Source organism: Paenibacillus alvei DSM 29 (assembly GCF_000293805.1).
GTDB classification, from domain to species: domain Bacteria; phylum Bacillota; class Bacilli; order Paenibacillales; family Paenibacillaceae; genus Paenibacillus_B; species Paenibacillus_B alvei.
Genome location: NZ_AMBZ01000001.1, coordinates 1326882 through 1344082, shown reverse-complemented (window position 1 = coordinate 1344082; position 17201 = coordinate 1326882). Strand labels below are relative to the sequence as shown.

The window sequence follows — 17201 nt, the reverse complement described above, 5'->3', positions numbered from 1 at the left end:
AGAAGGCACGCGGCATGCTCCCGTTGATGGAGGCGTGCCTATAGATAGAAATGACTGGGAGGGAATTGCAATGAAGAAACAACAAATCGGCGTGGTAGGTTTGGCCGTCATGGGGAAAAATCTGGCCTTAAATATAGAAAGCAAAGGGTTCTCGGTTGCGGTATACAATCGTTCGCCAGAGAAAACGAATGAGCTTCTGGCGGAGGCGCAAGGCAAGAATTTCGTCGGCACGTATAGTATTGAAGAATTCGTCCAATCGCTCGAGACGCCGCGGAAAATTCTGATCATGGTCAAAGCGGGGCAACCGACGGACGATACCATCAATCAGCTTGTTCCTTACCTGAGTCAAGGGGATATTCTTATCGACGGCGGAAACGCCTATTTCCCTGATACGCAAAGAAGAAACAAAGAGCTGCAAGCCAAGGGATTCCGTTTTATTGGCGCGGGTGTCTCGGGCGGCGAAGAAGGGGCGCTGAACGGTCCCGCGATTATGCCAGGCGGGCAAAAAGAGGCTTATGAACTGGTCGAGCCAATTCTGACCGCTATTTCTGCCAAAGTGAACGGCGATCCCTGCTCAACTTATATCGGAGAAGATGGCGCCGGCCATTATGTCAAAATGGTGCACAACGGCATCGAATACGGTGACATGCAGCTCATCGGCGAAGCGTATCATCTGCTCAAAGATGTATTGAACGTAAATACCGAGCAGTTGCATGACATCTTCTCCGAATGGAACAAAGGCGAACTGGATAGTTATTTGATTGAAATTACAGCCGATATTTTCTCGAAGACCGATCCGGAAACCGGCAAGCCTATGGTGGATGTCATCCTCGATTCAGCAGGACAGAAAGGTACGGGGAAGTGGACGAGCCAAAGCGCATTGGATCTGGGAGTTCCATTGTCCATTATTACTGAATCCGTGTTTGCACGGTTTATCTCCGCAATGAAAGAAGAACGCGTGGCCGCAAGCAAGCAGTTGAAAGGCCCCGCAGCATCAAGCTACGACGGCGATCCCAAGGAATTTATCGAGGCCGTTCGCAAAGCTTTGTATGCCAGCAAAATCGCTTCGTATGCGCAAGGCTTTGCGCAAATGAGAGCTGCTTCCGACGCGTACAATTGGAATTTGAACTATGGAGGCATCGCCATGATCTTCCGCGGGGGATGTATTATCCGCGCAAGATTTTTTACAAAATATTAAGGATGCATACGACCGGAACCCGGAATTGAAAAACTTGTTGTTGGACGAATACTTCAGTGGGATTATTGCGAACTATCAAGAAGCCTGGAGAAAAGTCGTATCGATTGCCGTAGCTAGAGGAATTCCGGTTCCTTCATTCGCTTCCGCTCTAGCTTATTATGACAGCTATCGGACGGAAAGACTGCCGGCTAATTTGCTTCAGGCACAGAGGGATTACTTTGGGGCGCATACGTTCGAGCGGGTTGATCAAAAGGGGAGCTTCCACTTTCAATGGATGGAAAATAATGAAGAATAAATAATATTAATATTGTGGCGCAATCCTTCAAACCTTATTAAAAGTATAATTCAATAGAATAGGTTAAGAGCGTGTTTTGAACAATCTTTTTCAAAACACGCTCTTTTTTATGTATGGAATTGGAACGTGAAAACAGAGCAAACTTTGATAAAATAAACACAAAAACAGCTTGTGTTAACGGGAGGTAGTTTCCATAGACGGAGATTTCACGATGCTGCTTCAGCTCTTTGAGCGGGCTGCATTATTGCTCATTATTTTGTTTTCTTAACTCGTATTCCGAGCTTTAAGCAGATTCTGCAAAAGGAATCGCTGACCACGAAGGAGTTCGCCGTTGTTACGATTCTGTTCTGTACCTTTGCACTATTTGGCACCTACTCAGGCATTGATGTGGAAGGCTCGCTGGTCAACGTACGGATTATCGTGATTATGGCAGGAGGCATCTTATTCGGGCCTTGGGTCGGTCTAGTCGTGGGCGTGGTGTCCGGAATCCATCGTTATTTGATCGATATCGGCGGGGTGACCTCGATTCCATGTCTCATCACAAGTATTATTGCGGGGCTGGTATCTGGCTATATTCATCTTCGAACGCCGAAATCGAAGCGTTGGTTTATCGGGATTGTTGCCGGGATGGCTTGCGAGGCTTTAACGATGCTGTTGATCATATTCATGGCGCAGCCTACAACCTTAGGCAATGAAATTGTATCCAGAATAGCAACACCGATGATTCTAGGGCAATTGAATGTGGGATTGATCATTTTATTAATTCAGAATGTAGAAAGTGAGCGGGAAGGAATCGCTGCGCAGCAAGCGAAGTTAGCGTTGGACATTGCGAATAAGACATTGCCCTATTTCCGCTCTATCAATACCGAATCCTTGCACAAGATCTGTTCCATTATTAAAGAAGATATTCAAGCCGATGCAGTGGCGATTACGGATGCCTCGAGCGTGCTCGCTTACGTCGGTTTTGGGGAAGACCGCTATCAATTCCGGCATGAGATCATCAGTGATATGACCAAACAGACGATACGAAGCGGGGAATTCATGATAAGCAACCATGCGTTGGACGATGCGATGCCCGGCATTCAATCCTTGCTCATTATTCCACTGAAAGAGCGGGAAGAAGTGACGGGGACCTTGAAGATTTATTATCGGAAAGCCCATAAAATTACCTATCCGCTGCAGACTATGGCCGTCGGTTTATCCCAGATTATTTCGACATTAATGGAAGTTTCTCGTGTGGAAGAGATTAAGGAAATGGCGAATAAAGCGGAGCTCAAAGCGCTGCAGACAACCATTCAGCCTCATTTTTTGTTCAATGCATTGAACGCGATTGGATCCTCGATCCGAACCAGACCGGACCAAGCGAGGGAACTGATCGTCAATTTATCCGGATATTTGCGTTACAATTTGGAGTTAACGGATGATTTGATCGATATCCATAAGGAGTTGGAGCAGGTTCGGAATTATGTAGAAATTGAAAAGGCACGCTTTGGAAATCGGCTGCATGTCGTTTATGATGTGGATGAAGTCGCCGTGAAGATTCCGAGTCTCATCATTCAACCGTTAGTGGAGAATGCGATTGTCCACGGTATATTGAAGGTGAAAGGGCCTGGAACGGTCACCATCTATGTTAAAGATACAGACGATTACATTCGAATTGGTGTCCAGGATACTGGCGTGGGCATCCGTGAAGATATCATAAAACAGGTGATGGAGGAGCGTGTTCCGCCGAACCATATTGGTCTATTTAATGTGCATAAGCGTGTGAAGCTCATTTTCGGGCATGGTGTTACAGTGGAGCGACTAGATCAAGGAACGAATATCTTTTTTGACATACAGAAGGAGACACGATGAGAGCGATAATTGTGGAAGATGAAGTATTGGCCAGTGAAGAGCTGGAATATTTGATTACCAAACATAGCCGCATTGAAATCGTGGAGCGATTTGAGGATGGCCTTGATGTGCTTAAATTTCTGCAGGAGAAGGAAGTCGATGCGATTTTTCTCGATATCAACATTCCATCCCTGGACGGGATGCTGCTAGCGACGAATATTAGTAAGTTCGCGCATAAACCGTATGTTATTTTTACAACCGCTTATAAGGAGCATGCCGCTCAAGCTTTTGAACTGGAGGCTTTTGATTATATCTTGAAGCCCTACGACGAGAACCGGATTGCCGCGATGCTGCGTAAGCTGGAGACCGCCTTCGAACGGGATGTGCAGCAAGGTGGAAGTTCCAATCCTGCGGACAACAGGCCAAAATCTGAGGAGAAACGCATTAATCTGCTGAAAAATGATAAGTATATCGTTACGGATAGCGATGACATCTACTATGCGGAAGCACAAGAGAAGGTAACGAACGTATTCACGAAGAGTGGTACTTATACGATGCCGATGAGTATTTCGGACTTTCATGCTATGCTGCCTCAAGATCGATTCTATCGTTGTCATCGTTCCTATACCGTCAATTTGTCTCAAATCCATGAAATCGTTCCATGGTTCAACAATACTTACTTGCTGCGTCTGCGTGATATGGATGCCGAAGTGCCCGTCAGCAGAAGTAAAGTCAAAGAATTCAGGCAGTTGATGCATATATAAATGCAGTTCATTCCGCAATCCCGTCATTTCATGCCGCTTATGGCTTAAGAAAGCGTTTTATCTTGTAAGATAAGGGTGTAAAAGCAAAGCGTAAGAGCTTTCACTCCCTACTGATAAAACACAACTCTTGATCATAGCAGAATGGAAAGAGGGGATCTATTATGAGAACGCATCAAGCAACTGGGTCGCAGGTAAATCGCTGGCTGATCGTCCTTGGAACAATCATTGTACAAATGGGATTAGGAACCATATATACGTGGAGTTTATTCAATCAGCCGTTAGCCGACAAATTTGGATGGGAGCTCAGCTCCGTATCGATTACATTTTCCATCACCAGTTTTGCACTGGCTTTCTCGACATTGTTCGCCGGAAAAATTCAGGATCGCATCGGAATTCGGCGTATGACGATGATTGCAGGTGTTGTTCTCGGTGCAGGGCTTATCGCTAGCTCACAGGTTTCATCGTTGTGGATGTTGTACTTGCTTGCTGGTGTGGTTGTTGGTTTTGCGGATGGTACGGCCTACATCACATCGCTATCGAATTTAATGAAATGGTTTCCTGAACGCAAAGGATTAATATCGGGGATCTCGGTGGGAGCTTTTGGGACAGGCAGCTTGGTTTTCAAATATATTAATGTGAATTTCATCAATACGATGGGGGTCTCCTATGCATTTCTGGTCTGGGGATTGATTGTGATGGTCATGGTGATTGCCGGTTCGTTGTTAATCAAAGAAGCCGTAATTACGGAAACACCTGCAGACGCAACTGCGGAGTCGCAGAGTGGGCGGAATTATACAGTGAAAGAAATGCTGCGTACGAAAGAAGCGTATATGCTCTTCCTTATTCTATTCACAGCTTGTATGAGTGGATTGTACCTGATTGGTATCGTCAAAGACATCGGTGTGCAGCTAGCCGGTCTTGATATCAGCACAGCAGCGAATGCGGTAGCTATGGTGGCGATTTTCAATACAGCCGGTCGAATCATTCTCGGTGCATTGTCTGATAAAGTAGGACGTATGAAAGTTGTAGCGGGAGCGCTTTTTGCGACGGCATTGTCCGTCATGGCCTTGAACTTTGTACCTCTGAATCTGGGCATCTTCTTCACCTGTGTCGCGGTGATCGCATTCTGCTTTGGCGGTAATATCACGGTCTTCCCGGCGATTGTGGCAGACTATTTCGGCTTGAAGAACCAAAGCAAGAACTATGGAATCATTTATCAAGGATTCGGGTTAGGTGCCTTGGCTGGTTCGTTCCTTAGTGCTTTGTTCGGTGGTTTCCAAATTACCTTTACCGTCATTGCGGTCTTGTGTATGCTCTCTTTCTTGATTGCGATCTTTATCTCCGTACCTAGCCAACGTAATCAGTCGAAGAAGAACCAAGAAGCGAAACCAGAAGTGAACCAAGAAGTTGTGCTAAAACCACATTACAATGTGGGATAAACGCAGTGGAACCTCAGATTGATAGGAAAGGCTACTCAAAAGAGTGTTACCAAAAACAAACAGGTGTTCTTTGCACAGGTAAGCGGTGTAAAAGACGCCTGTTTTTTGTTGAATAAGAAAATTTATTGGAATGATGTTTACTATTCTAATGTCTGTAAAGGTGCAACCTTTTAAAAAGGAAATGAATCTAAAAAATGAAGTTACATTTTTCCATAATGAAGGAAGGGTTTATATGCGAAGAAGAATCGCTCTACTTACCGTTATGGCCGCCTTATTGACATGCAGCTTTTTTAATGGACCTGTACAGGCAGAAACGCACACAGAAGTTATTGAAAGTACGGCTAAATCACAGCTCGATTCAACTGTTTTAGAGAAGGTCAAAGCCGCTCTTGGGGATATTGCAAAAGGCAATGAGATGAAATCGGATCTCAAAGTAATGGCGAATAATAGTGACAATATTGATCTAGAAGGGGAGCTGTCCCAGCCTGCAGCAAGGTTTACTGTTGGTTACGACAAGAAAAAACAACGAGTGAATAATGCAACCGTCTATTATCAAATCAAAGATAAGGATCTTGCGTTGGAGTCAGCCGTTCTTAAGAAGGTGAATGCTTTCATCGCGAAGTTCGAGGATAAGAAATATCCATTAACGTTCAACGCATTATGGAGAGTAAAATCGCCATATCAAGATAATGAGCCGCGAAATTACTGGGTATTCTGGGGGACAGCATCGCTGGATATCGATCTCGACAAAGGGAACAAAATCATCGCCAGACAAAGCTATTCCTCAGCCCAAGTAGATAAAAAATTGTTGAATAAAGCTGTTAACGCAATTAATCAATTAAGGAAAGAAAAAGTAAATCTTGTTCGCGCGGAGCGGGTAAAGGATGAAGTCGCCGGCAGCTATTTTTGGCATTTTAGAGATCACTACGATCATCATAGCGTCAAGATTGACGCAATAACTAATCAAGTGTTGGAAGTCGATACGATTTATACGGATTGGACGAGCGACAAAGATTTTGCCAAATCCTTTGCCAAACCCAAATATACCCCAAAACAAGCGATTTCTGCAGCAAGCGGCAAAGTTAAATCAATATTCAATGTCAATTTGGCCGGATATAAAGTGACTGTTAAATTGAACGAATATACATTTAAGAAGGACAAACAACCTACAATCGTGGGCAAGATCAACAAGAAAGGAGAATTTTATTCCTTTTCTCTTACGCCTTAAGCTGGAGCGCTACTGTCAGCAGGAAATATAGCTCTAGATTGTCGTTGTTTCAACATAAAAAAGTGTAGAGAAAGAATAGCTCTTTCTCTACACGCTGAGAACTCGCAGCCCGAGTTTTTTATTAAAAATCAAAGTTATCTGGGTCTGGACCTACACGATGGTTTTGATTTAATCCATCAATGATTTCCATTTCTTCTTTTGTCAGTTCAAAGTCAAACACATTCGCATTTTCAACAATTCGATGCTCTTTTGTTGATTTTGGAATGGTAACCACTCCGTTCTGCAAGTCCCAACGCAAAATAACTTGGGCAACAGATTTATTATGCTTGTTCGCAATTTCCTGAATAACTTCGTTGTCAAGCAATTGACCTTGCATGAGTGGTGACCATGCTTCAAACTGAATACCGTTGTCTTGGCAAAATGCTTGCAGCTCTTTTTGAGTCAATCGTGGATGGTATTCTACTTGGTTGATCATCGGCTTAATTTCAGCGTCCTTCATCAAGTCTTGCAAATGATGGATTTGGAAATTACTTACGCCAATTGCTTTTACGCGGCCTTCTTTATAAAGAGTTTCCAACGCTCTCCAAGCATCTTTATATTTTCCTTCAACCGGCCAATGAATCAAATACAAATCCAAATATTCTAAGCCCAGTTTCTTCAAGCTTGTTTCATAAGCAGCAATCGTAGATTCATATCCCAAATCCGCGTTCCAAACCTTAGAAGTGACAAATAACTCTTCTCTTGAAATGCCCGCTTCCTTCAAGCCTTCTCGGATCCCTTGGCCAACACCTTCTTCATTCCCATAAATCGCTGCGGTATCCACGCTGCGGTATCCATGTTTAATCGCTGTTTTGACTGCATTCACCAATTCAGGGCCTTCTTCGACTTTGAAAACTCCAAGTCCAAACCAAGGCATTTTCACGCCATTATTCAAAGTTGTTGTATCTTGCAAATTTTTTGCCATCATAATTAAAACCTCCAAATTTTTTATTTTTTGCTTACTTGATCTTTTCGTTCCATAGCTCTGCTAAATCCAGTTAAGATTGTAGCGACTACTACCATAAGTGCTCCAATCCAAGTCGTATGGATTAGTCCTATCGAGTCAGTAACTAGACCGCCTACAAAGGAGCCTATCGCAATTCCGGCATTAAATGCAGCAATATTGATTGCCGATGCCACATCAACCGCACTAGGAACAAAGCGCTCAGCCAGTATCAAAACATATACTTGCAAGCCCGGCACATTCATAAATGCCAACAGCCCCATCAACAGGATGGTTATCAACCCAGCAACTTTAAATGGTGCTGTAAACATCAAAATAAATAAGACGATTGCTTGTACTATAAACATATAGAACAATGCACCAATTGGGTTTCGATTCGATAACTTACCTCCAATCATATTCCCAATCGCAATCGCGATACCGTAAGCTAACAGAATGACAGCTACCGTTCCTTCTTTAAACCCAGTGATGTCTTGAAGCAATGGTGATAAGTAGGTAAACACGACAAATGTTCCGCCATATCCTAATGCTGTAATGATGAATAATAGCAATAACCGACCATTTGTTACAAGTTTAAGCTGATCACGAAAAGTAGTTTTTACTCCTTTTCGCAATTGAGATGGAACAAGTATGCTATTTGCAAGTAATGCAATAACACCAATGATAACAATGGCAATAAAGGCGGTTCTCCATCCTAACTGCTGCCCAATAAAGGTTCCGAATGGAACACCCGTTACTGTAGCTACGGTAAGACCGGTAAACATAATGGAAATCGCACTAGCTCTGCGGTCTTCTGGAACTAAATCGGCTGCAATTGTCGATCCAATTGACATGAAGACCCCATGTGAGAATGCTGATATCACTCGTGCGACTAGCAATAACCCGATTGTCGTTGAGATTGCAGCAACAGTATTGCCAATAATAAAGACAATCATGATCCAAAGTAATAATTTCTTACGTGACATACTTGATGTCAAAGCTGTCAAAATCGGAGCTCCAAACGTTGCTCCTAATGCATATAGGGACACTGTTAATCCTGCCGTGGTAACTGGAATACCTAAATCATTTGCAATAAGAGGCAGCAATCCGACACTGATGAATTCAGTCGTTCCGATTGCAAAAGCACTTACTGCTAAGGCAAGCAATGCTAACATGCTTTGCTTTTTATTTAGTTCCATATTGTCTCCTCCTTTTCTGTTATATAAATGGGAACTTTCTTTTCAGCGAATAATAAAATTTGAAGGGTATCAACCTCAAAATGTTATTGTGAAATTGAAGAAAGTATAGTATTTCTCAACCGACAAATGTTATTATGAAATATATCGTTCTTAAATGAAAGTACGCACTTGAAAGTTATATAGGAACCAGAAAGTAATATAGGTACTTTTTAGTGCCTATAAGAAGGAGGAGAATCACGATGCAAAAGAAGAAATACAATATCTCTGTTGAAGCGACATTAGAAGTTATAGGTGGAAAGTGGAAGTGTGTGATTCTTTGCCATTTGACTCACGGAAAAAAACGGACAAGCGAATTAAAGCGGCTCATGCCAAGTATTACGCAAAAAATGCTTACCCAACAGCTGCGCGAGCTTGAAGAGGATGGGGTTATCAATCGAATCGTGTACAATCAAGTTCCACCAAGAGTAGAATACGAGCTTAGTGAATATGGACGAAGCTTAGAAGGGATTTTAAGTTCATTATGTACATGGGGGGAGAAACATTTAACGAAAGTATATGGGGATAAATTTTCTGTGTTAGAAGATAGTGTGTTGAATGAACAGCTTAAGTAGGGGATGTGTATACCTCATTCCCATTTCTTCCGGGACATGAATCGTAATACAGATAATACAGCCGATTTCCTTAGAGGTGAAATCGGCTGTTTTCTTTTCTTATTTCCAAAATTGTAATCTGAGAAAAAACAGGATTGGAGCGGGAATGGCATTCATTTATCGGGCAGGATTTTCAACGAAGGTTTAGAATTAAAGATATAAACTACGAATATGCTTTTTTCTTGAACCCTCTCATACGATGAGAGTACTTCTGTATTCGAGGAGATGATCTTGATGAACAAGAACATGAGGATTGCGGATATTTTAGTACGGTTCGACGAGATATCGAAGCATTATGTTCAGGAGCTGGACGAGTATTGTCTGACGGAACTGTGGCGCAAGCCAAGCGAGAACGAATGGTCGCTGGGACAAATGTATCTGCATCTGCCCCATTCCACGCTGAACTTGCAGCTCCGTCTTGCGGAGCAGTGTATGGCGCCTGGTGGCGGCAGCGAGGAGGCAGGCGGGAAAACGGAGGCTGGCCATGCCGTGTTTGAGCAAGGGAGCTTCCCGCCGGTTCGTATTCAGGTACCGGCCGACTTGCAGTATACGCCTCCTCAGCCGGAGAGCAAGGAGCAGCTTGTTGCCAAGCTGGAGGAAGCAAGGCGCCGCATGCATGAGATTGGGACGTTGCTGCAGAGCATAGATTCAGAGCGGCTGCAGCGGAAAGCGATTCATCCGGCTGTAGCCTTCGGCGCGTTAAACGCGGTCGAATGGTTCGCAATGGTGGAGATGCATTACCGCCACCATCTTCTTCAGAAGGAGCGGCTGGACGCTTTCTTACAAATGCAAAGTGGTTAGGCTGACGAACAGATTGACTTCGTATAGATAATCTGTTTCGAATTCAATCCATTTGAGTAATAAAATTGCATACCAAATAAACCCTATCGGGGTTCAAATTTTTAGATTACGCTACATGATTGTGAGAAATAGAAAAATTGTATACGATGCCTAAGATATCAAAGGCTGTTTTTTTCTCATACCTATGGGATTTTCGTCCGTTTTTCTGTAAGAAATTGAACAGACGAAACAATCACTTTGTTATCCTTGGATATCTTTTTGCAAAGATTGATAAATAAGTGGAAAGCCTACAACCTATTTTTACACATATCTCGATCGAACCCCTATGCATTTCATCAATCATTCCCTTGACTCTCCATTTGTAGTACTGTATAGTACTAATATGAAAAAAAATACACTTAGTAATAAAGATATTGCTCTGCAATCCGCTTTTACATTGTTTCTTACTAAAGGTTTTCTGGCAACAAGCATGGACGACATAGTCGCACGTAGCAAAGTTTCAAAAACGAACATTTATTATTATTTTAAGAGCAAGGAGGAGCTGCTGCTCGCTATTGTTAATCAGTTGATAGCACATTACGAGCAGCGAATTAATTATATTGTGTCTCAAACTGAGCTCACCGTTCAGGAGAAATTAGAAGCGGTACTCCACATTTTAAGCGATACTATTGAACAAAATAACTACCTTGGCGGTTGTCCTTTCCTGACTCTGTATACACAGACGCCTATTGACGCGGTTGAAATTAGAGATAGAATCAAGAGTTTTTTTGAAAAACAGCTGCATGGTGTTGAATTGATTTTAGCCCAAGGGATTGCACGACAAGAACTAAAGGAAGAGCTGCCTGTTAAACAAACAGCTATGTTGATTGTCTCCTCTATTGAGGGTGCTCTCTTCTTGGCTCAAGCTTCTAACAACCAAGATATGATCAAAAATTTATTTCCTGCTTTAGCTTCCATGCTAAAGTAATATTTTTAGATATATTAGTACTAGTTAGTACTATAAAATAATAAAGGAGTGTTTTTATTATGAATATCTTCATGACCGGCGGAACTGGTTATATTGGACGTCATTTAATCGCTGAGTTAGCTTCTCAGCATCAGATTTATGCACTTGTACGTCAAAAAAATCGTCTTCTTACCATCATCAATCAACTGTCACCCGATCAACAGAACAACATTGTTCCTGTTATCGGTGATCTAACGCAGCCTCGATTAGGTTTAAGTGATGACAGCTACAAGCAATTACTTGCAACTGATCTAATTATTCATGCAGGAGGTCCAATGAATATTGAGTTGAACCTCAGTGAAGCTGAGCAGTCTTTCCTCGCTCCTGCAAAATCCCTTGCTCGGCTAGCACAGGATATCCACGCTGCAAAAGAATTAAAGCATTTTATCCATGTCGTAGGCTTTATGAGTCCCTATCATGAACAAAATGCATTGTTGGATCTAGATCATTTGCTGGACAATCAACCGCCTTATGAAAAAATGAAGTTTTTAGCCGACTCTTATATACGAAAATCTCTTCATAACATGAGCATTCCCTTATCTACTGTTAATCCTAGTGTAATCGTCGGAGACTCCTTCTCAGGGAAAACAGAACAGATTGGAGGCCTTAGTATCTTAGTCGATGCCGTAAGGCGAAATCTTATGCCACTTGTTCCAGGCGGCGACGATTATTGGTTACCGATGGTTCATATTGATCATGTGGCTTCGTTTATTTCAAAACTTGCTAATACAGAAGGGTTATCAAGCAATACCTACTATCTTTTAGATTCTAAGCAAGAGAGTCCGTCGATCCGAACTGTCATCAAACTCATGGCACACGAATTGCAGACAACAAAGCCGTTAGGAACTATACCGCTTCCGTTATTGAAAACTGTGCTTAGAATGGGTGCTGGTAAGATGCTTGGTATTCCTAAAGAATCCATGAGTTTTCTTGTTAAGTCGGAATTCCCTGTTTACAGTAAATTAGAAATAGAACAAAGGAACGGCAGAAATTCATTCGTAGTTCCGTCCACGCTCCCTTTTATCATTAGTGATTTGGATTATCGGTTAAATCATTTAGGCCTGAATCAAAATGAGCAGAAAGATTTTAGTCAACGAAGAAGGGCTAACTTAGTTTCGCTAGAGAAAGATAGGAATGAAACGCCTATTATTTTTCTTCATGGGACGTTCAGCAATGCCGATGCCCTTTTGCCCCTCTCACAATTTTTAAGCAGTTTAAATACTTGGTTCGTAGATTTACCTGGATTTGGGCGTACCCCTTATCACCATAATCCTTCTGTGCTAGAAGGCTATGTAGAGAGCATTTCCACTATGATCACTGAGTTGAACAGACCCGTTATATTAGTGGGGCATTCATTTGGCGGATTGATTGCGGCTCAAGTGATGGAACGGCTGCCCTCACTGATCAAACAACTCATTTTATTGCAGCCAGTACTGCATCCTATCCAACCTAAATATAGATTTCGACGTATTACAAGTTTCGTTCTAAAATATATGGAGCCCGCCCGTTTGGAAAAAGAGCTACTTCAAGCCAATAGCTTCAGAACATCGAGTCAGTTATTGAGTAATTACGCTCATTCTGTGGTCCGTGATTTAAAATCCCCTCGTATTCGCAAAACTAACGCTACGGTCATGTCTTGCTTAACTATATCAAAATCCATTCAGTTAAATCCCGAGACATGGGATAAGAGGAAAATTAAGATACTATGGGGAGCTTTGGACAAAGATCATCATGTCCCAAAGCAGTTTGAACACTTGGATATTACACGTATTCAGTACGGTCATCAGTTTCCTGTTGAATTTCCTGAACTAACTGCTCAGTGGATTTCTCAAGCTGTAACAGTATAAAGGTTCTTTTGATAGTATTGATGGAGGTGTGGATTGTCAACACAAATTCAGACTGCTTTTTTAAGGACTCATTTTCTGAACTCAACTGGACTTAAATAACCTAAAGTTCCATGAACATGATGATGGTTAAACTGGTTCTGTTGCAAAGTTTGAAAAAAGCATAAACAGGTTGGTAAATGAAGAACAATGTTTAGGAAGTAGCTAGTAATTGTTGAAGTTCATTGTACGTTGAAAAGGCGGAGTCTCTTTGAAACATACATAAGTTTCCTGAAGATAAGGTTGATTATGGTGTTATTACGGTAAGTATCATTTATTATTTGTTTGGATTATTGCTGGTTTTCGCCGAGAAAGGGAAGAAACAATTTTAAGAAAAAGTGGTTTACTTTATGCTGAAATTTGCTTAGTATATATTTTGTTAAAATGTTGAGCGGTATCCCATGCCCATCAACCTAACAGAAACGAAAATTTCATCTTTTCATAGGTGTCCATGGGAATTTAGTTCACTTTTTTCGTTTTGGGGAACAATTAATTTCTTAAGTTGATGGGTATGGGGTGAACCCCTAATTTTGTGTTTTGAAGGAGAGGTCTTCTCATGATTATTAAATTCATTCGTCTACGTTAATTTGAAGCACAGTTCAACTACTCTCATCATTTTTTTGAAAAATGTATGGGTTTATTTGAGTGTGTTTTTATCATTAACAAATTCGAATGAAATGAGGAGTATCTCATGAGTGAAAAGATAAAAAAATCAATGGAATTGATATATGCACAGAGAGTTTCGGCAATCCAACTCATCCTCCTGTCCTGCTGATTATGGGAGCCATGTGTTCCATGGTTTATTGGGATGATGAATTTTGCCAAAGCTTGGCTGACTCGGGACGTTATGTGATTCGATTTGATAACCGAGATGTGGGACGTACAACGACCTATCCGCCTGGGAAGTCTCAATATTCTGTGGCGGACATGGCTGATGATGCAGTTGGGGTGCTTGATTCATATGGAATTAACCAAGCGCACCTCGTCGGATTATCATTGGGTGGCATGATTGCACAGATAATTGCAATTAAATATCCTCAAAGAGTTCTAAGCATGGCTTTGATTGCCTCATCTATTTTTGGATCTGATGAGAATGATAGAGGCTTGCCTCCGATGGATGAAAAGATACTTGCTTATCATGCGGATGGAGCAGCACTGGATTGGTCGGATGAAGAGGCGGTTGCAAAATACCTGGTCAAAGGCTCTAGCCTGCTTTGTGGTTCCAAGCATGACTTTGATGAGAATAGAGCGTATAAGCAAGTAATACGCGAGATAAAACGAGCTAATAATCTGCTTAGTATGTTTAATCACGCACTACTTACAGGTGATGACGCTTACGAATGAAAGTTAAAAGAAATCAATGTGCCTGCTTTGGTTATTCACGGTACAGATGATACGATTCTTCCATTAGAACATGGAGTTGCACTTGCTAATGAAATACCAAATGCATCCTTATTAACGCTTGATGGAATGGGGCACGAAATACACTTCGACGATTGGAATACGATTATTCAAGCAATTTCGAACCACACATCGTTGACGTAGTTGTAACTAAAGCAGTAACAAACAGGGTTACAAATAGTACTCTTTAGAGTGTCCTGATGTTTGATCAGGGCACTCTTTTTTTGGCGTGCTGTGGAACACCGCATGGGTATTTGCCATAAGTTATAGATATGATTGTAATTTATGATAAAGGGGTATGCAGCACATGAATAGGTTTATGTACAATAGCTATCCGCAAGCCATGTACCCAGCTCCGCAATATTATCGGAATGAAGATGTACAGAGCAAGGGAACCTTGATGTTTCCGCAACATGTCATGTACACGACATCTGTGGAACCCAAATTCATCGAGCATTTGATCCAACACAAAGGATTAGCGGTTGTTATCACGACAACTGTCGGCAAATTAGTAGGTACTCTGGATGATGTTTTCATCGATCACGTAGCTCTTGTAGTTCGCGGGAAAAAGCATCATATTCGATTATGTGAAATCGTTTATTTTGAGAAAGCAGATGAGAAATAAGCATGGATGAGAGTCGATATTTATCAAAGATAATGGTGTAGGGCTATCGATGGCTTGCATTATACTACGAATAGGGGACAGAAGCGTTAAAAAGAAACAGCGGCAGTTCTAAGACTTTATTTTTCAGTCTTAACGATTGCCGCTGATTTTATATAGAAGTCAATGGAACACTTTATTTCTCTTTTGACATCTGTTTCATCAGCCTGCCGGAGGCAACTCGGCCAGCATAGCCGCTAAGTCGAGGAAAAAATCATCCGTATTTTTCAGGCCCAATCCAACGACATCGAGATGATCCCAAGAATCCATGAGTCCTAAATAGTTCCATTTCCCAACCTGCGGCTTTCCTTGGTAAGTAACGATTTGATCGCTTGAGCCGTTTTTTGGGCCGTCCATGGAAATCGTGTTCACCAGCCCATCATTTGGCCACCAATCCTCATCGATGACTACATGTCCTGGGGAATCATACGCAAAGGAACCGACAAAATAGCTCGGCGGCAACAATAACGGATTCATGAGCAACTTTGGCGCATGCCATCCCGATAGCGGGATGCGATATGATTTGTTGGTGGCGACCGAGAAATAATAGACGCTTGGATTTGCCTGTACTTGCTCGTTGAACTGTTTGGCCCCGTTAGGGCTTAAATCCCATAATGAACTGTCTTGTGATATTCTCCAAAATTTACTATTTATTACTCGTTGGAAATAATCAAAAAAGGATTCATCGGGCATTCGTTTCAATCCCCATTGATCTAATTTGAAATCATATAGGGGGTGCTCGGCATTACCTGAGGCTGCGGCAATTAAGCCGATTAGTTGGTGGATAAAGGGAATGACTCCCTCTACAAAATGCGTGAAGCTGGTGCCGTTATGCGGCGCGGCTAGGGAAACGAGGCTGCTAACATACGGAAGCGGTTGATCACTGAACAACGGGGATAGATCAGATGCAGCGGTGACAGCACGTTCAGCAGCATCTCCTTTTTCCAGCAAATGAATCAGCATGCGTGCGGTTTGTCCTCCCATGCTGTGTCCAATCACATGAATTTGCTTCGGGCGCCCCGTATTCGGGTCAATCTCTCCCCAGGATGGATACAGCCCTTCATACGATCTCCCATATCGCTCGTGACCGTACAGTTCTGAGTGGGCTTTGCCGTAATCTACGGTTCCCCCTTTAATCTGTGCATACAGCTCGCAGGCTCGATCCCAATTGCTCGATACCGTTCCCACCGCAGCTGTATAAACGGAATGCCCGTGTTTCTGTAGTATTTCTTGAATATCGCCGAATCCACCCCAGTATTTAAACGAAAACATCTCGTCTCTTCCCCAGCCTCCAAATCCATGAACCAGTACGATCGGGAAGTCATTGTTGGCAATGGTATTGTTGGTAATGGCATTGTCGGCTTGCGCGTGGACAGACGGCAAGTTGATAGGAAGAATAGAGTAAAAAAGAATAAAGAAGAGCAAAATGAAGCTTGACAGTTTACGGATCATAAAATGCCTCCTATCTAGTTTTGTAATCGTTTTCAAAACAGATGCTCTCAAAATTCCGCTATTCTTTCTGTTCTAACATTGCTGGATTCATGAAGATACCAAAGGAGATTTTTGTGGATGTGTGTGAAGGGATGTGTTTTGAGGGAGGACAGTTAGCATGGTGTTATACATATACATTTACCATATAAACCTATTAATGACAACTATGTAAATTAAATATTTTCTAGTAAATAGATTTTTTGAAGGGTTAGTCGTCCAGGGATCGATTTGGAGCGTTGATAAGCGGGAAAGAATGGGCTGAATTTCTCATAATAGGGAAATGATATAATACGCTTGGAAATGACTGCTGAATGATAAATAGAGCCGTCTCTATGCCATTGTTCAATGACCTGTGAGACGGCTCCGTCCG

The 17201-nt window shown here is 42.2% G+C and carries 11 protein-coding genes and 3 pseudogenes; 11 read left to right on the top strand and 3 right to left on the bottom strand.

Features of this window, described 5'->3' with window-relative positions; translation table 11 throughout:
* The first annotated feature begins 70 nt into the window (after positions 1 to 70).
* The 5 genes and pseudogenes from gndA (at position 71) to PAV_RS06155 (ending at position 6757) form a co-directional block, all read left to right on the top strand.
* Positions 71 to 1493, top strand: a pseudogene (gndA, locus tag PAV_RS06175) (NADP-dependent phosphogluconate dehydrogenase).
* A 211-nt stretch (positions 1494 to 1704) separates the two neighbouring features.
* Positions 1705 to 3347, top strand: a pseudogene (locus tag PAV_RS06170) (LytS/YhcK type 5TM receptor domain-containing protein).
* Positions 3344 to 4090, top strand: coding sequence for a LytR/AlgR family response regulator transcription factor (locus PAV_RS06165; protein ID WP_005544387.1), 747 nt, complete (start codon positions 3344 to 3346; stop codon positions 4088 to 4090). The pseudogene PAV_RS06170 and the gene PAV_RS06165 overlap by 4 nt, the downstream one beginning before the upstream one ends.
* 161 nt (positions 4091 to 4251) lie before the next feature.
* Entirely contained in the window at positions 4252 to 5529 is a 1278-nt protein-coding gene (locus tag PAV_RS06160; protein ID WP_005544386.1) for an L-lactate MFS transporter, read from the top strand.
* Between the two features lie 232 nt (positions 5530 to 5761).
* Positions 5762 to 6757, top strand: a complete 996-nt coding sequence (locus tag PAV_RS06155; protein ID WP_040735536.1) for a hypothetical protein — start codon at positions 5762 to 5764, stop codon at positions 6755 to 6757.
* Positions 6758 to 6878: 121 nt separating this feature from the next.
* On the opposite strand, the gene PAV_RS06150 is transcribed toward PAV_RS06155, so the two are convergent.
* Complete coding sequence (locus tag PAV_RS06150; RefSeq protein WP_040735534.1) at positions 6879 to 7721, bottom strand: aldo/keto reductase; 843 nt, start codon at positions 7719 to 7721, stop codon at positions 6879 to 6881.
* A 23-nt stretch (positions 7722 to 7744) separates the two neighbouring features.
* A complete protein-coding gene (locus PAV_RS06145) occupies positions 7745 to 8938 on the bottom strand; it encodes an MFS transporter (RefSeq protein ID WP_005544383.1) in 1194 nt (397 codons plus the stop codon).
* A 239-nt stretch (positions 8939 to 9177) separates the two neighbouring features.
* On the opposite strand from PAV_RS06145, the gene PAV_RS06140 reads away from it, so the two are divergent.
* The 6 genes and pseudogenes from PAV_RS06140 (at position 9178) to PAV_RS06115 (ending at position 15304) form a co-directional block, all read left to right on the top strand.
* Positions 9178 to 9549, top strand: coding sequence for a winged helix-turn-helix transcriptional regulator (locus tag PAV_RS06140; protein ID WP_005544382.1), 372 nt, complete (start codon positions 9178 to 9180; stop codon positions 9547 to 9549).
* A 273-nt stretch (positions 9550 to 9822) separates the two neighbouring features.
* Positions 9823 to 10389, top strand: coding sequence for a DinB family protein (locus PAV_RS06135; RefSeq protein ID WP_005544381.1), 567 nt, complete (start codon positions 9823 to 9825; stop codon positions 10387 to 10389).
* Positions 10390 to 10771: 382 nt separating this feature from the next.
* Positions 10772 to 11356 (top strand): TetR/AcrR family transcriptional regulator, encoded by a 585-nt coding sequence (locus PAV_RS06130; RefSeq protein ID WP_028402269.1) that lies wholly within the window; start codon positions 10772 to 10774, stop codon positions 11354 to 11356.
* 59 nt (positions 11357 to 11415) lie between these two features.
* Positions 11416 to 13242 carry an alpha/beta fold hydrolase gene (locus tag PAV_RS06125; protein ID WP_005544377.1) on the top strand — a complete coding sequence of 609 codons (1827 nt, stop codon included), beginning with the start codon at positions 11416 to 11418 and terminating at the stop codon, positions 13240 to 13242.
* Between the two features lie 747 nt (positions 13243 to 13989).
* Positions 13990 to 14823, top strand: a pseudogene (gene mle / locus PAV_RS06120) (alpha/beta fold macrolide esterase).
* Positions 14824 to 14986: 163 nt separating this feature from the next.
* A complete protein-coding gene (locus PAV_RS06115; RefSeq protein WP_005544373.1) occupies positions 14987 to 15304 on the top strand; it encodes a DUF2642 domain-containing protein in 318 nt (105 codons plus the stop codon).
* A gap of 198 nt (positions 15305 to 15502) precedes the next feature.
* Here PAV_RS06115 and PAV_RS06110 read toward each other — a convergent pair whose 3' ends face one another.
* Positions 15503 to 16792, bottom strand: coding sequence for an esterase/lipase family protein (locus tag PAV_RS06110; RefSeq protein ID WP_005544372.1), 1290 nt, complete (start codon positions 16790 to 16792; stop codon positions 15503 to 15505).
* Positions 16793 to 17201: the final 409 nt, after the last annotated feature.

Bases quoted from the DNA above. Each gene is read 5' to 3' on its own strand.
- PAV_RS06165 (WP_005544387.1), top strand. From the start codon at position 3,344: ATGAGAGCGATAATTGTGGAAGATGAAGTATTGGCCAGTGAAGAGCTG.
- PAV_RS06160 (WP_005544386.1), top strand. From the start codon at position 4,252: ATGAGAACGCATCAAGCAACTGGGTCGCAGGTAAATCGCTGGCTGATC.
- PAV_RS06155 (WP_040735536.1), top strand. From the start codon at position 5,762: ATGCGAAGAAGAATCGCTCTACTTACCGTTATGGCCGCCTTATTGACA.
- PAV_RS06150 (WP_040735534.1), bottom strand. From the start codon at position 7,721: ATGGCAAAAAATTTGCAAGATACAACAACTTTGAATAATGGCGTGAAA.
- PAV_RS06145 (WP_005544383.1), bottom strand. From the start codon at position 8,938: ATGGAACTAAATAAAAAGCAAAGCATGTTAGCATTGCTTGCCTTAGCA.
- PAV_RS06140 (WP_005544382.1), top strand. From the start codon at position 9,178: ATGCAAAAGAAGAAATACAATATCTCTGTTGAAGCGACATTAGAAGTT.
- PAV_RS06135 (WP_005544381.1), top strand. From the start codon at position 9,823: ATGAACAAGAACATGAGGATTGCGGATATTTTAGTACGGTTCGACGAG.
- PAV_RS06130 (WP_028402269.1), top strand. From the start codon at position 10,772: ATGAAAAAAAATACACTTAGTAATAAAGATATTGCTCTGCAATCCGCT.
- PAV_RS06125 (WP_005544377.1), top strand. From the start codon at position 11,416: ATGAATATCTTCATGACCGGCGGAACTGGTTATATTGGACGTCATTTA.
- PAV_RS06115 (WP_005544373.1), top strand. From the start codon at position 14,987: ATGAATAGGTTTATGTACAATAGCTATCCGCAAGCCATGTACCCAGCT.
- PAV_RS06110 (WP_005544372.1), bottom strand. From the start codon at position 16,792: ATGATCCGTAAACTGTCAAGCTTCATTTTGCTCTTCTTTATTCTTTTT.